Source organism: Pantoea phytobeneficialis, from assembly GCF_009728735.1.
Classification (GTDB): Bacteria; Pseudomonadota; Gammaproteobacteria; order Enterobacterales; family Enterobacteriaceae; genus Pantoea; species Pantoea phytobeneficialis.
Genome location: NZ_CP024636.1, coordinates 3,798,737 through 3,819,162 on the forward strand (window position 1 = coordinate 3,798,737; position 20,426 = coordinate 3,819,162).

Below are 20,426 nucleotides of genomic sequence, written 5' to 3' on the forward strand. Positions count from 1 at the left end.
TTCATTCATCATTTCCCAGATGCTGGCCTGATTAAATCACTCATCCCCTCTTTCGAGGGGATTTTTTTGCCGCTCTCCGCCCTTCTCCTCATCTGATTTCCCCTCTTACCACCCCGTGCTATCTTAGCCATTCGCTTTATCGCAATCGGACAAAAAACAATGGCAAAACAACGTGTGGGGATCATTTTCGGTGGTAAATCAGCCGAGCATGAAGTGTCATTACAATCAGCCAAAAATATTCTTGAGGCTATTGATACCAGCAAATTTGAAGTGGTGTTGCTGGGCATCGATAAACAGGGCGAGTGGCATCTGAATGATGCATCCGGCTTTCTGCTAAATGCAGAAAACCCCTCACTGATTGCCCTCAATCGCTCTGGCGAGAATGTGGCGCTGGTGCCCGGCCAGGCATCGCAGCAGTTGATCACGCGTCAGAATGCCCACCCGTTGTCGCAGGTTGATGTCATTTTCCCGATTGTCCACGGTACGCTGGGCGAGGATGGCTCGCTACAAGGCCTGCTGCGCATGGCTAATCTACCGTTTGTCGGTTCTGGCGTACTGGGTTCCGCCGTCAGCATGGATAAAGATTTCACCAAACGTCTGCTGCGTGATGCCGGTCTTAAGGTTGCCCCCTGGATTAGCGTCACTCAGGCGCAACGTGCCCGGCTTGATGCACAGGCGGTGGTGGATCGTTTTGGCCTGCCGCTGTTTATTAAACCGGCGAATCAGGGTTCTTCGGTTGGCGTCAGTAAAGTCAGCCGTCTCGAAGAGTTTGCGGCAGCGCTCGATCTCGCCTTTACCTTCGATCGCAAGGTATTGATTGAGCAAGGTATTAAGGGACGCGAAATTGAATGCGCCGTATTGGGTAATGATGAGCCGGTCGCCAGCCCCTGCGGTGAAGTGGTGGTGCACGATGCGTTTTATTCGTATGACACCAAGTACATCAGCGAGAACGGTGCACAGGTAGTTGTCCCCGCCACGATCAGCACAGACGATAGCGAAGCGATTCGCGCCGTGGCATTGCAAGCGTTTCAGGCACTGGAATGCAGCGGGATGGCGCGTGTCGATGTGTTCCTGACTGAAGGCGGGGAAATCATCGTCAATGAAGTCAATACCTTGCCTGGTTTCACCAACATCAGCATGTATCCGAAGCTCTGGCAGGCAGCCGGTCTGGATTATCGCTCGTTGATTACCCGGCTGATCGAACTGGCGCTGGAGCGCCATCAGCAGAGCAGCGCCCTGAAAAGCAGCATGTGATTATCAGGCCACGTCGTTAACCAGCGCGCGTGGCTCGACAGCGGGCGAGGTTTGATTGCGACCGTTGCGCTTCGACAGGTAAAGATTTTTGTCAGCCGCCGAAATCAGGCGGTTCACCACCCCATGCCACTCACGCTCATTCACTGCATTGCCAAGCGCCAGCCCCAGGCTGGCCGTCACGGTGACGGTATTTCCCTGCAACCAGAATTTCTCTCTGACCATCGACTGACGAATCGCTTCGGCCAGTTGATAAAGCTGGCTGTGATTGTAATCAAACACCACCACCACGAACTCTTCGCCACCAAAACGGCAAACCAGACCTCGATTATTCACCACATCCTGAATGCGGCGAGCGATCTCTTCCAGCACACCATCACCCGCATCATGACCGAAATTGTCATTAATGGTTTTGAAATAGTCGACATCCAGCATCACCACACCTGCCGCTCGCTGCGGTGAGAATGGCTCCTGGCGCAGATTTTCATACAACCCGGAACGCGATAACAGCTGGGTGAGAAAATCAAAATTGGCGCGTAATGACAAACGTTGGTTTAGCTGACGGATGGCATCCATACTGACAGCCACCAGCAACGGGCTGATGGTGATGGTGGCGACGCCGAGGCGAACCGAGGTCAGATGGCTGATGGGCAACAAGGCATCATCGCCCTGAATATTCATCACCCCGTGAGAAACCAGGATAATCTCGGTGATGCCCGTGAGCAGCAGCACCAGACTGGTGATGGGGATTGGCAGGACAATCGCACACCAAATCAATGCCGGGACCGGGAACGTCAGGCTACCCGCGCCACCAATCATCGCGCCAATGGTGAGCGACAGCACCACGCCCGTCAGCGGCAGCAGTTTTCCGGGATGCAATAATGAACGCCAGGGGACGGTACGCAGCGGGCGTGCCAGTAATACCGGCAGCAACATCAACGACGTGGAGAATTGTTCGCTGAACCAGTCGCCCCAGGCAGTAATAAAGCGTGCGTTGAAATCCACTTCCTGCGCCCAGGCACCCCAGGTAGCACAGGCCAGCGCCGCCAACAAACAGGCGGGGAAAATACGCATCGCGTTGATCACCTGGCTATTCGCCGAGGGCGGCAGCAGATGCTTAATCAGCATGCTCACCGCGACCAGAATAAACAGGATATTCGCCACATTGAGGGTGACCGCAGGCAGCGCCCAGCCTGAAAATACCGTATCGTTGAACACCATAGCGACAAAGCACACCACATAACTGGAGATGCGGTGCAGATAAGGATTACGCACCATCAACCCGGCAATCAGCGCGTTGACCGGCCAGAACAGCGACAGCTCCTGCGGCACACGCAAATGGCTGCCGATAAAGCAGAAGAAAAGCGTGATGAGGAACAGTGAGAGAGCATTCTTCTTAAAATTATTCTCTGCAAACAGCTTAACGCGCATACGTCTGAACCCTGTAACCTGGAAAGTCGCTGCCATACGCCGGTGGGCATCAGCAGGCATTAAACCTGAAAAGTTAGTAATCTGATTCGTTAATTAAGCTCGTGTTCATCCTTCAACTCTGCGGCTGAATCCATCGCCGGTACTAAAGGATGTTGGAGAAAAGCGGGATAATTATGCCCTGTAAACAAAAAAATCGGATATCCGAGATATCCGATTTTTAAGCCAAAACACAAATTTCAGTGGCTAACCGATTGCTATTTTACCGCGACTGGCCATTGACTCAGACGAATGCCACGTTTATCCGCACTTTCGCCAAAATCCTGGAGTACCGCCTTCACATCCGGATCGAGATACTCAGCATTATCGTGGTCCACAATCACCACGCTATTTTCCGGGATCTCCGCCAGTAGTCCCTGCAATTTGGGATTGTGAATAAAGGTCAGATTCTGCTGGAAGCGCAATACGTAATGGTCGTCATAACGGGTGAGTTGCAACGCATTACGATGGCTTTGATAGAGGCTACACAAAAGCTGGGTTGCAATACCGATGCCAATCCCCGCCAGCATGCCAAACACGATGATGCCGCCAATGGTGGCGAGGAAAGGTACATATTGCTGCGCACCCATACGTATTTGTTCGATGAACAAGCGTGGCGTCGCCAGTTTATACCCGGTATACAACAACACCGCAGCGAGGCTGGCGAGTGGGATGGCATTCAGTAAATCGCTGAACCACAAACCGCAAATCAGCAGCAGCACGCCATGCAGCAGAATCGACACCTTGGTTTGTGCACCCACGCTGACGTTAACCGAACTACGCACAATCACCGCAGTGATCGGCATCGCCCCAAGTAAACCGGCGGTCAGATTTCCCACCCCCTGAGCAAACATCTCTTTATTGGGTGACGGTGCCGGATGTTGTGGACGCAGCTTTTTCAGCGCCTCCTGACTGAGCAATGTTTCCAGGCTGGCAACCAGCGCCAGCGTCACCGCCACCACCCACACCGACGGATTACGCCATGCCAGCCAGTCCGGGGTTTCCAACTCAGCAGCAAGCTGAGCCATGCTGTCAAACTCCGGCAGGGCAATACGCGGCAGGCCAGCCAAACCGAAGAGCGTCGCCAGACAGCCGACCAGTACCGCCACCAACGGCCCCGGTATCCAGCTCAACGCTTTGATCGACTTGACGACAGGCGTGGTCCACAACCAAAGGATCACCAGGCCAACGCCCGCCACCAGCATTGCCGAGGTGGAGAAGGCAAACTCGCCATTGACCAGCGACACCAGCTCCGCATCGCCTGCGGCCCCCAGCGCCACCGGAATCTGCTGGATAATCAGCAAAATACCAATCGCGGCCAGCATTCCTTTGATAACGCTACCCGGCACCAGCGCGATAAAACGTCCGGCACGCAACAAACCAAACAGGCACTGCAACAAACCGGCAAGAATCAATGCGGTGAGAAAGGCGGAGAAACTGCCCAGCGTCTCGATTGACGCCACCACAATGGTGACTAACCCGGCGGCCGGGCCGCTCACGGCGAAGCGCGACGGGCTTAACGCAGTGACCAGCAACCCCCCAATCACCCCGGTGAGCAGACCGGCAAACGGCGGCAGGCCACTGGCCTGGGCAATACCGAGACAGAGTGGCAGCGCCACCAGAAAAACCACCAGACCGGCCGGGATATCCTGGCGCAAGGTATGCAGATTCATGGTATCGATTCCTCTGTAGATTGCTGAATTAACTCTTTGAGATGTCCTGATTGCAGGTCATACACGCAACCAAACACGTCCAGCGTCTGACCGGCCTGCCATGCCGAACGCACCGGTTCGCTGCCAGTCAGTTGAGCAAATTGGGCCAGCACGTTGGCCTCCACCAGACGGTTAAGTTTGTCGCTCTCCTCTTCGTGCGCATCGGCAGCACGATACGCCGCCAGTCCCTGCGCCAGGTCACGGCGCAGAGCTGCAATGCGGCGCGCCAGCGCCGAATCCTCTTTAGCCAGCGTGCTTTCCGGCAGTCCCAGCGCGGCCTGCACCCCGCCACAGCCGTAGTGGCCGCACAACACAATGCGTTGTACGCCGAGATAGAAAATGGCGTACTGCAATACGCTCATTAAGTTGTCGTCATCAGGCACCACCATATTGGCGATATTGCGATGGACAAAAAGCTCGCCGGGATGTGCGCCAGTCAACACTTCCGCCGGAACACGGCTATCGGAGCAGCCAATCCACAAGGAATGGGGTTTCTGCTGATGAAGATATTTTTCGAAATAGTGCGGATTACGCTGGCGGCGCTGTAATGCCCAACTGCGATTTTTCGCTAATAAGGGTTTGAGTGTCGTCACAATTATCTTCTCTTAATGTCCGGGAATATCGCATCCAGGCGAATAACGCCGTGAATAAGACCTGATTCAGGGGAAAAACTGAAGATCCCTCACAGAAAATGGTTATAGACACTTAAGAGTAGTTATGCACCAGGAATATTTCTACGTGCGACAAAATGCCTCTCAATGTAAATTGAGATTCAGTTTACGTCAGAGAAATGTAAGGTTATGCAAGAGATGGCCGCAATGTTACGCCGAATGATACGCATTAAAATCATAAAGTTATTTATTAATTTCAATGGTGAGTTTTTAATGCAATGACAAAAAAATACACGTACTTTGATCAGGACTTTCGATCTTCCATACCAGACAGACCATTTTTACCAGGAAATATCTTAATTATAAAATTTATGATTAGACGATTTCACCATAAAATAATCTTTATTGCAGAATAACACGCCATTATCGACCGATTGTGGTGGCAAGAGATCAGGAAAATAATGAGGGGAGTAATAGTTGCAATGAAAAGTAAATATTGCCGGACCTAAAGCGGATAAAAAAGCGCCCGCATCACAGGCGCTTTTTTGCCTGACGAATTATTTACCGTTCCACGCTTTGAGACGCGCTTCACGTACCTGCAACTGCTGTTCTGGCGTCAACTTGTTGTAGTTTTCCGCCATCCCGCTCTCCCAGTCACCATAAAGTGGATTAGGCAGGACGATAAACTGGGTGCCAAAACGCTGATGGTTGCTGCTCACGAACGCCTGACGCTGCGCGTTGCCCTGATGCCATGTCGCCCCACCAAAATCATTCAGGTTATCCCCGGCGTACAGCACCACGTTATAGCCTTCCGCTTTGATGGCATCAAAACGCGCCTGTTTGTTGGAACTGCCGGTACTGAGTCGCACCGTTTTTTCACTCACCCCGGTAAAACCGAGTTTCTTCAGGTTATCCACCGTCGCGGCGTAATCTTTCTGGTCACGGTTGGAGACGTAAAACATGATGCCGCCGTGACTGTTCACGTAGTTAGCGAAATCGACCGCTCCCGGTACCGCCGTTGCCTGGCGCGCCTGGGTCCAGGCAGACCAGGTTTTTCCGCTGAATGGCTGACCATTCTTCGCCTGCCACGCGCTGTAGGCGCTGTTATCAATCATCGTTTCGTCAAGATCAACAATCACCGCTTTCGGCTTACCCGCCAGCGAAGGGGCCTGATCAAACGCCATACGCGCAGTATTGAATGCCTGCCAGCTCAGCGCCTGATATTCGCCCGACTGCTGGAACCAGTTGACGGCCAGCACCGATTGCTGGGCAAGCTGCATCTGTGCCTGCTGTTTGTTTGGCTGCGCGCAGCCTGTCAGCACCAATGCCATCAGGCCGGAGGCGGCCAGCCAGGTGGTTTTTTTCATCATTTCATCCTTAAGCGATTGCGGTCAGTTTAGGTAAAGCGTTAAAAATGTAGCAGTTAACCAACGCGGTTGGCAGTACAAAGCGATCGGCAAGATAAAGGAGATACTTATGGCTCACCACCCACTCCAGGTTCCACGTTCATCCTTGCTGGATGCGCTGAGCTGGCTGGAGTACGCCTTTCAGCCTGCGGGCGTTGCAGCTCCTGACGACGCGGCCTACGGACACCAGCGCCATAGCGCGACCGTGGTGATGGCGACCGATAACCTGCCGCCCAAAAGCTGCGAATCTGACGCGGTGATTGGCGAGGGATCGCGACCGGTGGCGGTGTACACCGCCGATTGTTTGCCGGTACTGTTTGCCGATACCCATAGTCGCCAGGTGGCGGCGGTGCATGCTGGCCTGAAAGGCACGCTGTCCGGCGTGTTGAACAGCACCATCGATCGTCTACTCACGTTGGGCGCGCAAACGAACACGCTGCATGTCGCCATCGGCCCGGCGATTGGGCCGTGCTGCTACGAACTGGGTAGAAATTTAGTGGATGAAATGCAGGCACAACCGGGTTTGCCCTCCCTGAGCTGGTCCGAAACCCAACCGAAAAATCTGCGTGCTATCCGTCCCCAGGCACAACCACAACAGCACGGGATCTGGTTTGACTTGCCGCATCTGGCGCGGGGTTTACTGCAACAACGCGGTATCCCGGCTGCGCAGATTGAGGTGGTGGAGATGTGTACCTATTGTATGGCCGAGAGCGGGTCCAGCTACCGCTACAACACCCATTTCGCCAGCGGTTATCAGTCACGTTTTTCGTGGATCCGCTGCCGTGACTGAAGGGTTTCACCGATAAAAATCTGGTAGTTAAGATCAACGCTGTCCACCGTGAACGCCGGATCGGCGATCTTCTTCAGCAGCAGCTCTGCCGCCTGGTAGCCAATCTCATAGCGTGGCGTGACCACGCTGGCGAGGCTGGGATACATTTCACGGCTGCTCTCCAGGCCGTGAAAACCACTGATGGCGATCTTATCCGGCACCGCAATCCCCTGACGCTGGCACCACGACAAAGCGCCGAGGGACAAATCGTCATTGGTGCAGAAAATCGCATCCAGTTCAGGGTGCAGCCGCAATGCCTGTTCCAGCATGGTGGCTCCCAGACGCTGGGATGACATGGCGCGAGGGTTGATACGTGCCGCCCGTAACTTCTGCTCCTGCATGGCTTTACGAAAGCCCTGAAACCGACACTCATCACGCCGATCGTCCAGCGAGCCGAGATAGACAATGCAGCGCCGCCCCTGTTCAAGCAACGTGCGCGTCATGTCGTAGCCCGCATCGAAGTTGTTGTAACCCACCTGCATATCCAGACACGGCCCCTGGGTATCCATCACCTCAACAATCGGGATGTTAGCCGCACGCAGATATTTCACGGTACGGTGCGTATGGTGCTTATCGCTCAGGATAATGCCGTCAATATTCCAGGAAAGCAGGTTACGTACCTGCTCCTCCTCGCTACGGGGATCATAGTTGTAGTTGGCGATCAGCGTTTGACAGTGACTGGCGCGAGTGGCCTGTTCGATGCCACTCAGCAGATCGGCAAAGATCTGATTTTTAAACGATGGGATCAACACCCCCAAGGTACGTCCCGGTGCATGACCCGGCATCGCTACCGGGCGTTGGGGATCGTAATTAAGCTCAGCCATTGCGCGTGCGATACGCTCGCCGGTTTGTGCTGCGACCTTATCCGGTGTGCGCAGATAACGGCTGACGGTCATCCGGGTAACGCCCGCCCGCTCGGCAATATCCTGCAACGTTGTTGTCATAGCTCACCTCCCTGTGCAGCCATATTATTTAGTGGATCAACGCGTTAAGGATTAACACGCCCGCCAGACCCAGGATCGAGATCAGCGTTTCCATCACCGTCCAGGTTTTCAACGTCTCAACCACGCTGAGGTTGAAATACCCTTTGAACAGCCAGAAGCCCGGATCGTTAACGTGCGAGGCGATCACGCTACCGGATCCGACCGCCAGCACCATCAACGCCGGATCGGCATGAGTCGCCGCAATGATTGGCGTCACGATACCCGCGGTGGTGATCGCCGCAACCGTGGCAGAACCGAGCGCGACACGCAGCATCGCGGCCACCGTCCAGCACATCAGCAGCGGAGACAGCGAGGAGCCTTTCATCATATCGGCGATGTAGTTACCCACGCCGCTATCCACCAGCACCTGCTTGAAGGCACCGCCACCGGCAATGATAAAGATGATCATGGCGATGGCAGCGATCGACTCGCCACACATATCCATCACCTGCTCCATCTTGCGCCCATTGCGCAGGCCAAGGGTGAAGACTGCAATGACCACGGCGATAAACAGTGCCACTGCCGGGTTGCCGATAAATTCAAAGAACTGACGCAGCGGATTCTCTTTCGGCGTGGTTAATTCAAACACCGCAGCGACCGCCATCAGCACCACCGGGATCACGGCGGCGAAGATACTGATTCCGAAGCCCGGCATCTCCTCTTCCGTGAAGATTTTCGGGTTATACAGCCCTTCCGGCGGTGACTTTTCAAAGCTTTTGAGGAACTTCGAGAAGATTGGACCGGCGACAATGACCGTCGGGATGGTGATGATCATGCCGTACAACAGCGTGGTGCCGAGGTTCGCGCCGAAAATAGTGGCGATGGCCGTTGGACCAGGATGCGGCGGCAGGAAGCAGTGCGTAACGGACAGCGCAGCCACCATCGGCACACCGACATACAACAACGGCAACCCGGCAGCGGCAACGATGGTGAACACCAGCGGCAGCAGCAGCACAAAGCCCACTTCATAGAACATCGCCAGACCAACAATCAGCCCGGTGACCACCAGCGCCCATTGCAGTCGCTCCTTCCCGAAGGCGGCAATCAACGTGGTCGCGACCCGTTGCGCGGCCCCGGTGTCCGACACCAGCCGCCCAAGCATGGCACCGAAGCCGAGGATCATCGCCAGCCCGCCCAGCGTTGAGCCGATACCTTTCTGGATCGACGCCATGACATTCAGCGGCGTCATCCCTTCGGCAATCCCCACCACAGCGGAGACAAACACCAGAGCGATAAAGCCGTTGACCTTGAAAACAATCATTAAAACCAGCAGGAGAACCACGCCCAGAACGATTATGGTTATTGGCATTTTTTATTATCCATAGAGAAACAAGAGGTGATTAAGGTTTAGGCGCACCCTGGTGAATGCGCCAGTCACATCACACCGCCACGCGCATACCGCCATCGACGAATAGCAAGTGACCATTGACGAAATCGGAGGCTTTTGAGGAGAGGAACACCGCTGCACCAATCAGCTCCTCAGGTTTGCCCCAACGCGCCGCTGGGGTACGTTTGGTGAGCCAACCGGTGAAAGCCGGATCGTCAGCCAGTGCCTGGGTCATCTCGGTAACAAAGTAGCCCGGTGCAATGGCGTTGACCTGGATATTGTGACGCGCCAGCTCAACGCACATACCGCGTGTCAGCATGGTGACGGCCCCCTTGGAAGCGGCATACGGCGTGATGGTGTCGCGGCCCAATTCGCTCTGCATCGAACCGATATTGATGATTTTGCCTTGCTGACGTCCCACCATCTTCTTCGCCACCGTTTGTGACACCAGGAATACCGCGGTCTGGTTCACGGCAATCACGTCATTCCAGTCCTGCTCAGGGAATTCGAGGAACGGACGGCGACGCTGAATACCCGCGTTGTTCACCAGCACATCAATGGCGCCCCACTCGGCTTCAATCTCGTCTACCGCCTGCTGCACCTGCGCCGATTGTGTAACATCAAAGGCTTTCGACTGAGCACGCAAGCCAAGGTCACGCAGTTTCGCTGCCGCCTGCTCGGCCCCGGCTGGGGTGGTGGCGTTGACGATCACTTCTGCACCCGCTTCCGCCAGACCGCGTGCCAGCAGGAAACCAATTCCGCGCGCCGAACCGGTGATCAGTACGCGTTTACCTTCGAGGGAAAATAGCTGACTCATCGTATCTCCTTAAAATGTTAACTGGACTTTTGCCGCCCGGGTTTTGTCGCCCGCAAACTGCAACGCCGCATCAATGTCCTGCCAGCCATATGCTCCGCTGAACAACGGCAGCGGCTTGACCACGCCCTGTGCCAGCCACTCGACAGCGGTATTGAATTCATGGGTAAAGCGGAAGGAACCGACCAGGTTAATCTCTTTAGCAATCAATTGCATAATCGGGAACGAGGGAATTGCTCCGCCCATACCCACCTGCACGAGAGTACCTTTGGCGCAGGTCACGTCGAGGCAGCGTTGCAACGAAGAAGGGTGACCAGAGGCTTCGAAAGACACGTCAAAGTAGCCTTTGTCTGCCAGGTAAGGGGTGAAGTCGCCGTTGGCGGCATGAATCACGTCAGTGGCCCCCATTTGCTGGGCCATCGCCAGTGAACGTTCGCTGATATCGCTACAGACAATCGATGCCGCACCACGCGCTTTGGCCGCTGCGGCGATCAGGCAGCCAATCGGGCCAACGCCGGAGATAAACACATGCTTACCGGTAAGATCGCCTGCCTGGTGGGTGGCATGGATGCACACCGCCAGCGGCTCGGCAAACACCATCACGCTTTCGTCTGCGTCCTGTGGGAAAGGGATGCACTGCGCGCTGTCCACCACTTTGTACTGGGTAAACCCGCCATCGACATGCGGCACATACATGGCGCTGCCGAAGAAGCGCATCGAAACGCACTGGTTTTCCTGCTCACGGCGGCAATATTTGCATTCACCGCAAGGTTTGGACGGGTTAACCGCCACTTTTTGTTCCGGCTTCAGGCGTGGATCATCACTTTCCACCACAAAACCAATCACTTCATGGCCGAGGATCATCGGCATCTTGACTTCATAGCTACCGACTTTACCTTCCTGATAATAATGCAGGTCGGAGCCGCAAATACCCCCGCGCGTAATGCGTACCAGCGTGCCTTTGCCGTTCCACTCCACCTGCTGCTGCGCCACGCTGACTTGTTGTTTTCCGGTGATCACGCAGGATTGCGTTTCGATTTTCATAACTTCCCCATTCAGTGGTGTTGCAATGGGGGTCATAAAACCGGGTTACAGGGGTTAAAACTGTGATGAAGATCACTCAAAACCATGTTACGGAAAAGCTGTTACGCATAACGTGATACGGGCAAGCTGATTCAGCGTCGGAGGCAAGATCGCGCAATAAATTGCGCGTGGACCCCTGGTGTAGCGGTGCGATTTATCGCGCTTTTTTGACACTTCTCACAAGCTGGATGCATTGCACTTCCTTCCCAATTAATTGACGCTAAAGTTAACTCATCCGACCACTTAATTTATGAGTGATTATGACTCCGCATCCTGAGTTGTTTGTTCCGCTGGATTTAGGCTTTACCCAACTCAAAAACCGCTTTCTGATGGGTTCCATGCACACCGGCCTGGAAGAACATGCCGATGGCGCATCCCGGCTCGCTGCCTTCTATGCAGAGCGCGCGCGTGAAGGGGTGGCATTGATTGTTACCGGCGGTATCGCGCCCAATCCGCAAGGAGTGGTCGCCCAGGGTGGGGCCATTCTTAATCAGGAAAGTCAGTGCGGCTGGCATCGCACCATCACCGATGCGGTACATGCCGGGGGCGGCAAAATCGCCCTGCAAATCCTGCACGCCGGACGCTACAGTTATCAGCGCAATCTGGTCGCCCCCTCACCGTTGCAAGCACCGATCAATCCGTTTATGCCCCAGGCATTGAGCGACGCTGATATTCGGCAAACCATCGCCGACTTCGCCCAATGCGCCCGCCTCGCTCAGCAGGCCGGTTACGATGGCGTCGAAATCATGGGTTCAGAGGGTTACCTGATAAACCAGTTTCTGGTAGCGCACACCAACCAGCGGGACGACGACTGGGGTGGCGATGTGTCACGCCGTCAACGTTTCGCGCTGGCGGTGACGCGTGCAGTACGCGAGGCGGTCGGTAACGATTTCATTATTATCTTTCGCATCTCAATGCTGGATCTGGTGCACAACGGCAGCACGCTGCATGAAACGCTGGATCTGGCGGAAAAACTGGAGCAGTGCGGCGTCACGTTGTTTAACAGCGGCATCGGTTGGCACGAGGCGCGTATTCCAACCATCGCCACCTGCGTGCCACGCGCCGGTTTTGCCTGGGTGACCAAACACCTGCGCGAGCGCGTTTCCGTGCCGGTGATTGCCACCAACCGCATCAACCATCCGGCGGTGGCTGCCGAGCTGTTACGTGACGGCATTGCGGATATGGTGTCGATGGCGCGCCCATTTCTCGCCGATGCCGCCTTTGTCAGCAAAGCCCAGGCGGGTGATGACGCAGCGATCAATACCTGTATCGCCTGTAATCAGGCCTGCCTCGACCAGATTTTTGTCGGCAAAGTGACCTCCTGTCTGGTCAATCCCCGCGCCTGTCATGAAACGCTGATGCCAGTGACCGCTGCCACTCAACCCAAACGGCTGGCGGTGGTGGGCGCAGGACCGGCGGGTATGGCATTTGCCTTGCAGGCGGCACAGCGCGGGCATCAGGTGACGCTATATGAAGCCGAGGCACAGATTGGCGGGCAGTTTAATATCGCCCGTCAGATCCCCGGCAAAGAGGAGTTCAGCGAAACGCTGCGTTATTTCCGCCACCAACTCCAGGCCGCTGGCGTGGAGATTCATACCCAGTGCCGCGTCAGCGCCGACCAACTGGAGGACGCCGATGAAGTGATCGTCGCCACCGGCATTGCGCCGCGCCAACTGACGTTACCCGGCATCGATCATCCGTGCGTACTCAGCTATCTCGACGTATTGCGGGATAAAAAACCGGTCGGCAAGCGGGTGGCCATTATTGGCGCGGGAGGCATCGGTTTTGATACCGCAGAATATCTGCTGCATCAGGCAGGTCATCACGAAGATTTCTACCAAAGCTGGGGCGTTGACCGCGCACTGGCGGCTCGTGGCGGATTGATTACCCCCCAGCCGCTGCCCGCTGATCGGCAGATCTGGTTGCTGCAACGTAAATCTGGCAAACCGGGTGCCGGGCTGGCGCGCACCACCGGCTGGATTCATCGCGCCAGTTTGCAGGCCCACGGCGTCACCATGTGGGGCGATGTGGAGTATCTGAAGATTGACGACCAGGGTCTGCACCTGCGTCATCAGGACCAAACCCAGGTGCTGGCGGTGGATAACGTGGTGATTTGTGCCGGTCAGGAACCGCTGCGGGTGCTGGCAGATCAGCTCACTGCGCGCGGCAAAAAGGTCAGGCTGATTGGCGGGGCCGATGTGGCGCAGGAGCTGGATGCCCGCCGCGCCATCGCACAAGCCACCGAGCTGGCGCTCAGCCTGTGATTAACGCAGTTTGACCGAACGCAGCACCACAAACTTGGCATTCGACGCCACCAGCGTGCAGTTGCCAAACAGCTTCTTCATTTTGTGGTGATAATCGAGGTGGCGGTTGCCAACGATGCGCAACTCGCCGCCATATTGCAGACATCGTTTGGCATCACGCAGCATCTGCCACGCCAGGTGGTCAGTCACCGCATGCTGCTGATGGAACGGCGGGTTGCAGAGCACCGCGTGCAGACGATCGGACGGGAAGCCGCTCAACACGTTATTGACGCGGAACTGGCTGCGATTCACATCCTGCGGTCGGTTCACTTCAACGTTCAGACGACTGGATGCCACCGCCATGTACGATTCGTCAAAGAACAGCACCTCCGCCTGGGGATTCTGCTCCAGCGCCATCAGGCCAATCACCCCATTGCCACAGCCAAGATCGACAATCTCCCCTTCGATATCATGCGGCAGATGTTGCATAAAAAAGCGCGCGCCAATATCCAGCGAACTGCGGGAGAACACGTTGGCATGGTTGTGGATCTGATAATCGGTGCCGTCAAGCGGCCAGACAGTGGTTTGCGCCAGGTCAGGCAGCTTGGGCGCGGTGTAGCGGCTGTAAATCAGACGCGCTTTTTTCCACGCCAGCGAGGTTTTGCTCTCGCCGAGAATACGTTCAAACAGTTGCAGCGTGGAGCTATGGATATCTTTGGCTTTTGCCGCCGCCAGAATCAGGGTGTCCGGGGTGACCACATCGCGTAACGCACGCAGCTGATGTTCCAGCAGCGCCAGCGTCTTAGGAATTTTGATCAATACCGCCGCCGGGGCCGACGGTAATGCCGCCAGGCTGTCGAGGAACGTTACCTGATCTTCATCCTGCTGGTTAAGATGCAGATTCTGGCGTGCCGCCTGCTGACTGAGCCAGGAATCACTGACGTGCCAGACCTGGCGCGGATTTAATCCGCAGGTCAGCGCGCCAAAGCTGTCGTTAAACACCAGCACCGGGCCATCCGGCAGCGCCTGCTGCAACAGATATTCATCTGCCGCATCCCACGCCTGCAACGGGCTTTCTTCACGCATCGGTGGAAAGCGGTGCAACGTCAGGGTGCGTTCAGTCAGTTCAAGTTGGCTCATGGAATCTCCGGCGTGGTACACTTTGCGCGATTTTCGCCCTAAAAAGGGGGCGCAGTATACTGTCTTTCGCCGGGAATCCCAATGTCATTAATCTACCTCCAGGGCTACCCTGAACATATCCTCACCCAGGTCCAGACGCTGATTGACCACCAACGTCTGGGGGCTTTTCTCCAGCAGCGCTACCCGGATACCCACGATGTGGTGAGCGACAAAGCGCTGTACGACTACACGCAAAGCCTGAAAAGCCGTTATATGCGCAGCGCGCCGCCGGTGAGCAAAGTTATCTGGGATAATAAAATCAAGGTGATGAAGCACGCCCTTGGCCTGCATACCGCCATTTCCCGCGTGCAGGGCGGCAACCTGAAAGCCAAAGCGGAAATCCGCATCTCCACCTTTTTCCGCCTCGCACCGGAACCCTTCCTGCGCATGATCGTGGTGCATGAACTGGCACACCTGAAAGAGAAAGATCACAACAAAGCCTTCTATCAACTCTGCTGTCATATGGAGCCGGATTACCATCAACTGGAGTTCGATGCGCGGCTGTGGATGACCGACCAGGCGCTACGCGGCAACGCCGCCTGACCGGTTTGCTTTTCCTGTGGTAGCGCATATGCTCAGAGGCGTCTGATTTCCCTCACTTAATGGGTTGGCGCAATGACACTTCAGCAGCTGAACTATTTTCTTGCCGCTATCGATTTTGGCACCATCTCGAAAGCGGCTGAGGCGTTACATATCTCGCAGCCGTCGTTGTCCGACCAGATTCTGCGACTGGAAAGCGAGATGGGCACCCATCTGTTTATTCGCACCAACCGTCGTCTGATCCTGACCGAAGCCGGACTACGTCTCGAACCCCATGCCCGCGCCACCACCCAGGCGGCACAACGCGGCTACGAAGCGGTGCAGTCGGTGCGCCAGCTCAAGGATGGTCTCGCCTCGTTTGGCACCTTCAGTTCCGCTTACCAATATTTTCTGGCCGATCTGATTTGTGAGTTCCGCGCGCGCTATCCGGGGGTGCGGATGCGACTGGTCGGAACCAACTCCTCGGAGGTCGCGCGCTCGGTAATTGATGGCGAAATTGAAGCAGGTCTGGTGATGCTGCCGGTGAACAACAAAAACCTGGTGATCAGTGAACCGGTGTGGTCCACGCAGATTGGCTATATCTCAGCCAGCGACGCGCGGCTGGAAGGCAGTAAGGATATGCAGGCGCTGCTCAACGCCCCGCTGATCCTCAGCGAAGCCACCTGGCATAACAGCGATCCGATTCGCCGTCTGCTCAACCAACGGGCGCAGGAGATTGGCGCACGGCTGGAGCCGATTATTGAAGTGGAGCACCAGGCTACCGCGCTGGAACTGGCGGCACGGGGATTGGGAGATCTTATCGCTACGCGTCCGATCCTCCACCACCTGGGTTATAGCGACAAACTCAAGTGGGTGCCGATCGAGCCTCCGGCTTTTGAGGTGTTTGCCTTTATCCACCGCGCCGATACCGCGATCTCATCCGCCACCCGCGAAATGATGCAACTGATGCGACGTTATTTGCAGGAGGTACAGATGGCGTACAGCCATATCGAATGCTGATGGAAAACGCTGGGTATAGGGCAAACCTATATGAACCAAAATCATAACCCTATTCATCCCGTGCAAATAGCCGCTTAAAACTATGTCAATCACGTTACCCCAATGTTGCAATAACTTTGCAGGAGAGACGTATGACATCACAGGCGCGCTATTGTGTGATTGGTGCAGGAGCTGCTGGTCTGGCGGCGCTACGCACCTTGCAAGAGCTGGGTATCGACGCTGATTGCTTTGAGAAAAGTGGCCAGGTCGGTGGCCACTGGCATCATGACTACGATGCCCTGCATCTGATTACCCCGAAAAAAAGCTCCGGTTTTGATGGCTTCCCAATGCCCGAGTCGTGGCCGGTCTATCCCAGCCGCGATCAGGTGCGGCACTACATCGACAGCTACGCCGACCACTTCGGCCTCAGAGCACAAATCCATTTCAATAGCACGGTTGAACGCATTGTTCCGCTGGGTAAGGCAGGTAGCGAAGGCTGGCAGGTGACGGTAAATGGTCAGACACGTCATTACCAGGGCGTGCTGGTCGCCAATGGGCACCTGTGGGACTGCGCGTTCCCGGCAGAAGCTAGCCACTTCAGCGGTATCTCGCTGCATTCCGGCCAGTATCGCAACACCGATCAGCTGCAAGGCAAGGTGCTGGTGGTGGGTTGCGGAAACTCTGGCTGCGACCTGGCAGTTGACGCCGCTCAGCATCGTCTGACTACCGATATCGTGATTCGCCGGGGTCAAGTGTTCCAGCCTAAGGCGCTGCTTGGTATGCCGCGCGCTGAAATTCCTTTCCTTAATCAGTTACCGCCGGAAATGCAGAATGCGGTCACCCAAGTGCTGACCATGATCTCCGTGGGCCGCTGGGAAAACTATCCCGGCATGCCGCAACCAGAAAGCTGGGACCTCGAACAACAGCCGCCGGTGGTCAACACCCTGCTGATGTACTGGATTCAGCATGGCCGTATCGGCGTGCGTCCGGCCATCGATCATATCGACGGCAAAACGGTGCATTTCAGCGATGGCAGCGCCACAGAATACGACAGCATTCTTTGGGCCACCGGTTTTCACACCCGTTTACCGTTCCTCGATGCGACCCTGCTCGACTGGCAGGATGGCGTACCGTTACGCACCGCCGCCATGACCCTGCCGACCACGCTGGAGAACCTCTATTTTGTCGGGCTTTCTGCCCCACGCGGCCCGCAATGGCCGACCTACTGCCAGCAAACGCGGCTTATCGCGCGCATGATTCAGCTGCGTGAACAGGGCATCCCCAACATCGCCAGCCTGCTGGCGGCCCAGCAGCCGCATGAGGCGCGTATCGATATCGTGCGCCGTCTGTGGCAAGCCAACCTCGATGAAACCTGGCGCACGCTGGATCTGCTGGAAACCATGCATAGCAGCCTGTTGCACAACGCTTCCTTAACCGCCTGACGGGAGAAAAACCATGAACAAACAACCTGTTGCCCTGGTCACCGGTGCCGCCTCCGGGATGGGCAAAGCCGTGATGGAGAAGTTTCAGCGCGAAGGCTGGGCGGTGATCGCCATCGATCGCAGCGAAATACCGCCACAACCCGGCATCACGCCGGTGGTGGCTGATATCACCAGCTACAGCGCGTTACGCGACGCGGTGGCCGGTGCGCTCCAGGGCAGTCGCGTTAGCGCGCTGATCAACGCTGCGGGGATTTTTCCGGTTTCCACGCTGGAGAGCAGCAACGATGCGCTCTATCGCCAGATTTTCGACGTCAACGTGCTGGGTAGCGTAAATACCGCCAAAGTCGCCAGCGAATTTATCAGCGAACAGGGTGGCGCGTTGCTGATGTTTGCCTCAGTCGATGCCTTTGCCGTCTCGCCGGGTCAGCTGTTGTACAGCGCCTCGAAAGCTGCGGTGGTGTCGCTGGTGAAATCGCTGGCGATTGAGTTGGTTGGCAAAAAAATCGTGGTGAACGCCATCGCCCCCGGCTGGGTCGAGACCGAAGGCACGCTAAAAAGCGGGCGTATTCATGAAGGTGTTAAAGCCGTGCCGATGCAGCGTGCGGCCAGTGTCGGAGAGATCGCCGACTGGGTGTGGGCCTTCAGTTCACAACCGGGCTATATCACCGGCGAAACCCTGGTTATCTCCGGGGGCAGTTATATGCGTTAAGCATTTTTTTCACAGGCGTCGTACTCCACTTCAAACAGACAGGGTAAGACAATGAAACAACAAACAATAAATCCAGCACTTCAGGGAGCAGTTCGCTATGTAAAGGAGCGACCGACATCGCGTCACATGGCGCGCGACGGTAATTTAACTCGCGCAGTCACCGGCGTCACGCTGGGGAATATGGTGGAATGGTTCGATTTCGCTATCTACTCCTCGATGGCGATGACGATGGCAAAAGTTTTCTTCCCCACCAGCAACAGCTACAACGAATTGATCGCCATTTATGCGGCGTTTGCCGCCGGATTTGTTATCCGGCCGTTAGGGGGCTTTCTGTTTGGCCCGATTGGCGATAAATATGGCCGCCGTACCGCGCTGGTTGCCAGCATCAGCCTGATGTCGATTGCCACCCTCTGCATCGCGCTGATCCCCGGTTATCACAGCATAGGCATCACCGCCCCGATTCTGCTGGTGTTGATGCGCATGTTGCAGGGACTCTCCACCGGCGGTGAATATGGCGGCTCCTGCATTTTTATCGCCGAACACAGCCCGGATAAACGCCGCACCTTTTTCACCAGTTGGCTGGAGTTTGGCAACATTTCCGGCTTCCTGGTGGGCGGGGTTATCGTCAATGTGATCAGCAATACATTGGGCGATGACACCATGATTGCCTGGGGCTGGCGGGTGCCGTTTGTGATTGCCGGATTGCTGGGCATTGTCGCGCTGTTTATCCGTTTGCGCGTCGATGAAACCCCGGTATTTCGTGAAATGCAGGCCGGTAAAGCCCGCGCCGAAGCGCAGTCCCCGGCGCGCTGGACATTATTCCTTAAAGAGTGGCCGCAGTTGCTGCGTTGCGCCGGTCTGGTCGCCACCTTCAATATCAACTACTACATCGTGCTGGGTTATATCCCGAGCTACCTGGTGAGCTTTATGGGGAAATCCGCCGCATTCAGCGCCCGGCTGTCGCTGATTGCAACCCTCGCGCTGCTGCTGTTTATCCCGCTGTTCGGCATGCTGGGTGACCGGTTTGGCAGAAAGCGCATGCTCCTGACCGGCTGTGTGCTGATTATCCTTTCTGCGATCCCCGTATTCTGGGCGATTCAAAGTCATGGCCTGGCGGCGATCGTCATCGGTATGGCGGTGTTAATTCTCGGCATGTTGTTCTTCGAGGGCACCATCCCTGCCACCCTGACTTCGCTATTCGGCACCACCGTACGCTACAGCTGCTTCGCCATTAGCTACAACCTGTCGGTTTCACTGCTCGGCGGCACCGCGCCACTGGTGAATACCTGGCTGATCGAAAAAACCGGTATCACGCTAATTCCGGCGTTTTACCTGATGGGCGGCGCGGTGCTGGGTCTGCTGGCGCTGTGGAAAATGCAGGACCGTACCGGCAAGCCCTTGCCGTCCTGACCTCTCTTTATCACCTGTGTATCTATGGAGCATAAAATGACCCTGACCACGAAAGTTAAAATCTCTTCCGGCGGTGCCTATGAGTCTGTTTTTGGTTACTCACGGGCGGTCAAAGCCGACAATCAGCTGCATATCTCAGGCACCTGCGCCACGCCTGACTTTGAAAAGGCCGATGCTTACGAGCAGACAAAATCGATCATGAACACCATCGCCAGCGTGATTCAGCAGGCGGATATGGAAATGGAGGATGTGGTTCGTACCGTGGTGTATGTCCGTGACATCAACGATGCGGAAAAGGTGGCAAAGGCGCATCTTGAAACCTTTGGCACCATCCGTCCGGCCAGCACCATCGTGCAGGTGGATTCGATGCTGCGAACCTGGCAGCGGGTAGAAATTGAAACCTACGCCATTCGTTAAGCCGCCAGCAGCGCCCTGCATCGGG

Annotated in this window: 18 protein-coding genes; 9 read left to right on the top strand and 9 right to left on the bottom strand. The window is 55.9% G+C overall.

Features of this window, described 5'->3' with window-relative positions; genetic code table 11:
• Positions 1 to 159 precede the first annotated feature (159 nt).
• Positions 160 to 1,254 carry a D-alanine--D-alanine ligase gene (gene ddlA, locus CTZ24_RS17550; RefSeq protein ID WP_021183493.1) on the top strand — a complete coding sequence of 365 codons (1,095 nt, stop codon included), beginning with the start codon at positions 160 to 162 and terminating at the stop codon, positions 1,252 to 1,254.
• A gap of 3 nt (positions 1,255 to 1,257) precedes the next feature.
• On the opposite strand, the gene CTZ24_RS17555 is transcribed toward ddlA, so the two are convergent.
• The 4 genes from CTZ24_RS17555 to CTZ24_RS17570 form a co-directional block, all read right to left on the bottom strand.
• On the bottom strand, positions 1,258 to 2,682 hold the full coding sequence (locus tag CTZ24_RS17555) for a GGDEF domain-containing protein (RefSeq protein WP_208724230.1): 1,425 nt from the start codon (positions 2,680 to 2,682) through the stop codon (positions 1,258 to 1,260).
• Positions 2,683 to 2,936: 254 nt separating this feature from the next.
• The gene (locus CTZ24_RS17560) at positions 2,937 to 4,385 is read right to left on the bottom strand and encodes a SulP family inorganic anion transporter (protein ID WP_208725584.1); all 1,449 of its coding nucleotides are present in this window, start codon (positions 4,383 to 4,385) and stop codon (positions 2,937 to 2,939) included.
• A gap of 2 nt (positions 4,386 to 4,387) precedes the next feature.
• Positions 4,388 to 5,029 carry a carbonic anhydrase gene (locus tag CTZ24_RS17565; protein WP_208725585.1) on the bottom strand — a complete coding sequence of 214 codons (642 nt, stop codon included), beginning with the start codon at positions 5,027 to 5,029 and terminating at the stop codon, positions 4,388 to 4,390.
• A 569-nt stretch (positions 5,030 to 5,598) separates the two neighbouring features.
• Positions 5,599 to 6,408, bottom strand: coding sequence for a 5'-nucleotidase, lipoprotein e(P4) family (locus CTZ24_RS17570; RefSeq protein ID WP_036625550.1), 810 nt, complete (start codon positions 6,406 to 6,408; stop codon positions 5,599 to 5,601).
• A 109-nt stretch (positions 6,409 to 6,517) separates the two neighbouring features.
• On the opposite strand from CTZ24_RS17570, the gene CTZ24_RS17575 reads away from it, so the two are divergent.
• Positions 6,518 to 7,237: a purine nucleoside phosphorylase YfiH/LACC1 family protein gene (locus CTZ24_RS17575; protein ID WP_208724231.1), complete on the top strand. Its 720-nt coding sequence runs from the start codon at positions 6,518 to 6,520 to the stop codon at positions 7,235 to 7,237.
• Here CTZ24_RS17575 and idnR read toward each other — a convergent pair.
• The 4 genes from idnR to idnD all read right to left on the bottom strand — a co-directional run bounded on the left by idnR (position 7,201) and on the right by idnD (position 11,444).
• Positions 7,201 to 8,220: a DNA-binding transcriptional regulator IdnR gene (gene idnR, locus CTZ24_RS17580; RefSeq protein ID WP_208724232.1), complete on the bottom strand. Its 1,020-nt coding sequence runs from the start codon at positions 8,218 to 8,220 to the stop codon at positions 7,201 to 7,203. The genes CTZ24_RS17575 and idnR overlap by 37 nt on opposite strands.
• Positions 8,221 to 8,248: 28 nt before the next feature.
• Complete coding sequence (locus CTZ24_RS17585; protein ID WP_021183501.1) at positions 8,249 to 9,568, bottom strand: gluconate:H+ symporter; 1,320 nt, start codon at positions 9,566 to 9,568, stop codon at positions 8,249 to 8,251.
• Between the two features lie 70 nt (positions 9,569 to 9,638).
• A complete protein-coding gene (gene idnO / locus CTZ24_RS17590; protein ID WP_021183502.1) occupies positions 9,639 to 10,403 on the bottom strand; it encodes a gluconate 5-dehydrogenase in 765 nt (254 codons plus the stop codon).
• 9 nt (positions 10,404 to 10,412) lie between these two features.
• Positions 10,413 to 11,444, bottom strand: coding sequence for an L-idonate 5-dehydrogenase (gene idnD, locus CTZ24_RS17595; RefSeq protein WP_208724233.1), 1,032 nt, complete (start codon positions 11,442 to 11,444; stop codon positions 10,413 to 10,415).
• A 299-nt stretch (positions 11,445 to 11,743) separates the two neighbouring features.
• Here idnD and CTZ24_RS17600 point away from each other — a divergent pair, with 299 nt between their 5' ends.
• Entirely contained in the window at positions 11,744 to 13,747 is a 2,004-nt protein-coding gene (locus CTZ24_RS17600; protein ID WP_208724234.1) for an NADPH-dependent 2,4-dienoyl-CoA reductase, read from the top strand.
• Here the strand turns inward: CTZ24_RS17600 and rlmG are convergent, their stop codons facing one another.
• Entirely contained in the window at positions 13,748 to 14,866 is a 1,119-nt protein-coding gene (gene rlmG, locus CTZ24_RS17605; RefSeq protein ID WP_208724235.1) for a 23S rRNA (guanine(1835)-N(2))-methyltransferase RlmG, read from the bottom strand.
• An 81-nt stretch (positions 14,867 to 14,947) separates the two neighbouring features.
• Here rlmG and CTZ24_RS17610 point away from each other — a divergent pair, with 81 nt between their 5' ends.
• From CTZ24_RS17610 to CTZ24_RS17635, 6 genes are all read left to right on the top strand, one after another.
• On the top strand, positions 14,948 to 15,448 hold the full coding sequence (locus tag CTZ24_RS17610; protein WP_208724236.1) for a M48 family metallopeptidase: 501 nt from the start codon (positions 14,948 to 14,950) through the stop codon (positions 15,446 to 15,448).
• A gap of 72 nt (positions 15,449 to 15,520) precedes the next feature.
• The gene (locus CTZ24_RS17615; RefSeq protein WP_021183507.1) at positions 15,521 to 16,444 is read left to right on the top strand and encodes a LysR family transcriptional regulator; all 924 of its coding nucleotides are present in this window, start codon (positions 15,521 to 15,523) and stop codon (positions 16,442 to 16,444) included.
• 131 nt (positions 16,445 to 16,575) lie between these two features.
• Positions 16,576 to 17,865 (top strand): flavin-containing monooxygenase, encoded by a 1,290-nt coding sequence (locus CTZ24_RS17620; RefSeq protein ID WP_208724237.1) that lies wholly within the window; start codon positions 16,576 to 16,578, stop codon positions 17,863 to 17,865.
• A 13-nt stretch (positions 17,866 to 17,878) separates the two neighbouring features.
• Positions 17,879 to 18,574 (top strand): SDR family NAD(P)-dependent oxidoreductase, encoded by a 696-nt coding sequence (locus CTZ24_RS17625; protein WP_208724238.1) that lies wholly within the window; start codon positions 17,879 to 17,881, stop codon positions 18,572 to 18,574.
• A 51-nt stretch (positions 18,575 to 18,625) separates the two neighbouring features.
• Positions 18,626 to 19,984, top strand: coding sequence for an MFS transporter (locus CTZ24_RS17630; protein WP_208724239.1), 1,359 nt, complete (start codon positions 18,626 to 18,628; stop codon positions 19,982 to 19,984).
• 36 nt (positions 19,985 to 20,020) lie between these two features.
• Positions 20,021 to 20,401: a Rid family hydrolase gene (locus CTZ24_RS17635; protein WP_208724240.1), complete on the top strand. Its 381-nt coding sequence runs from the start codon at positions 20,021 to 20,023 to the stop codon at positions 20,399 to 20,401.
• Positions 20,402 to 20,426: the final 25 nt, after the last annotated feature.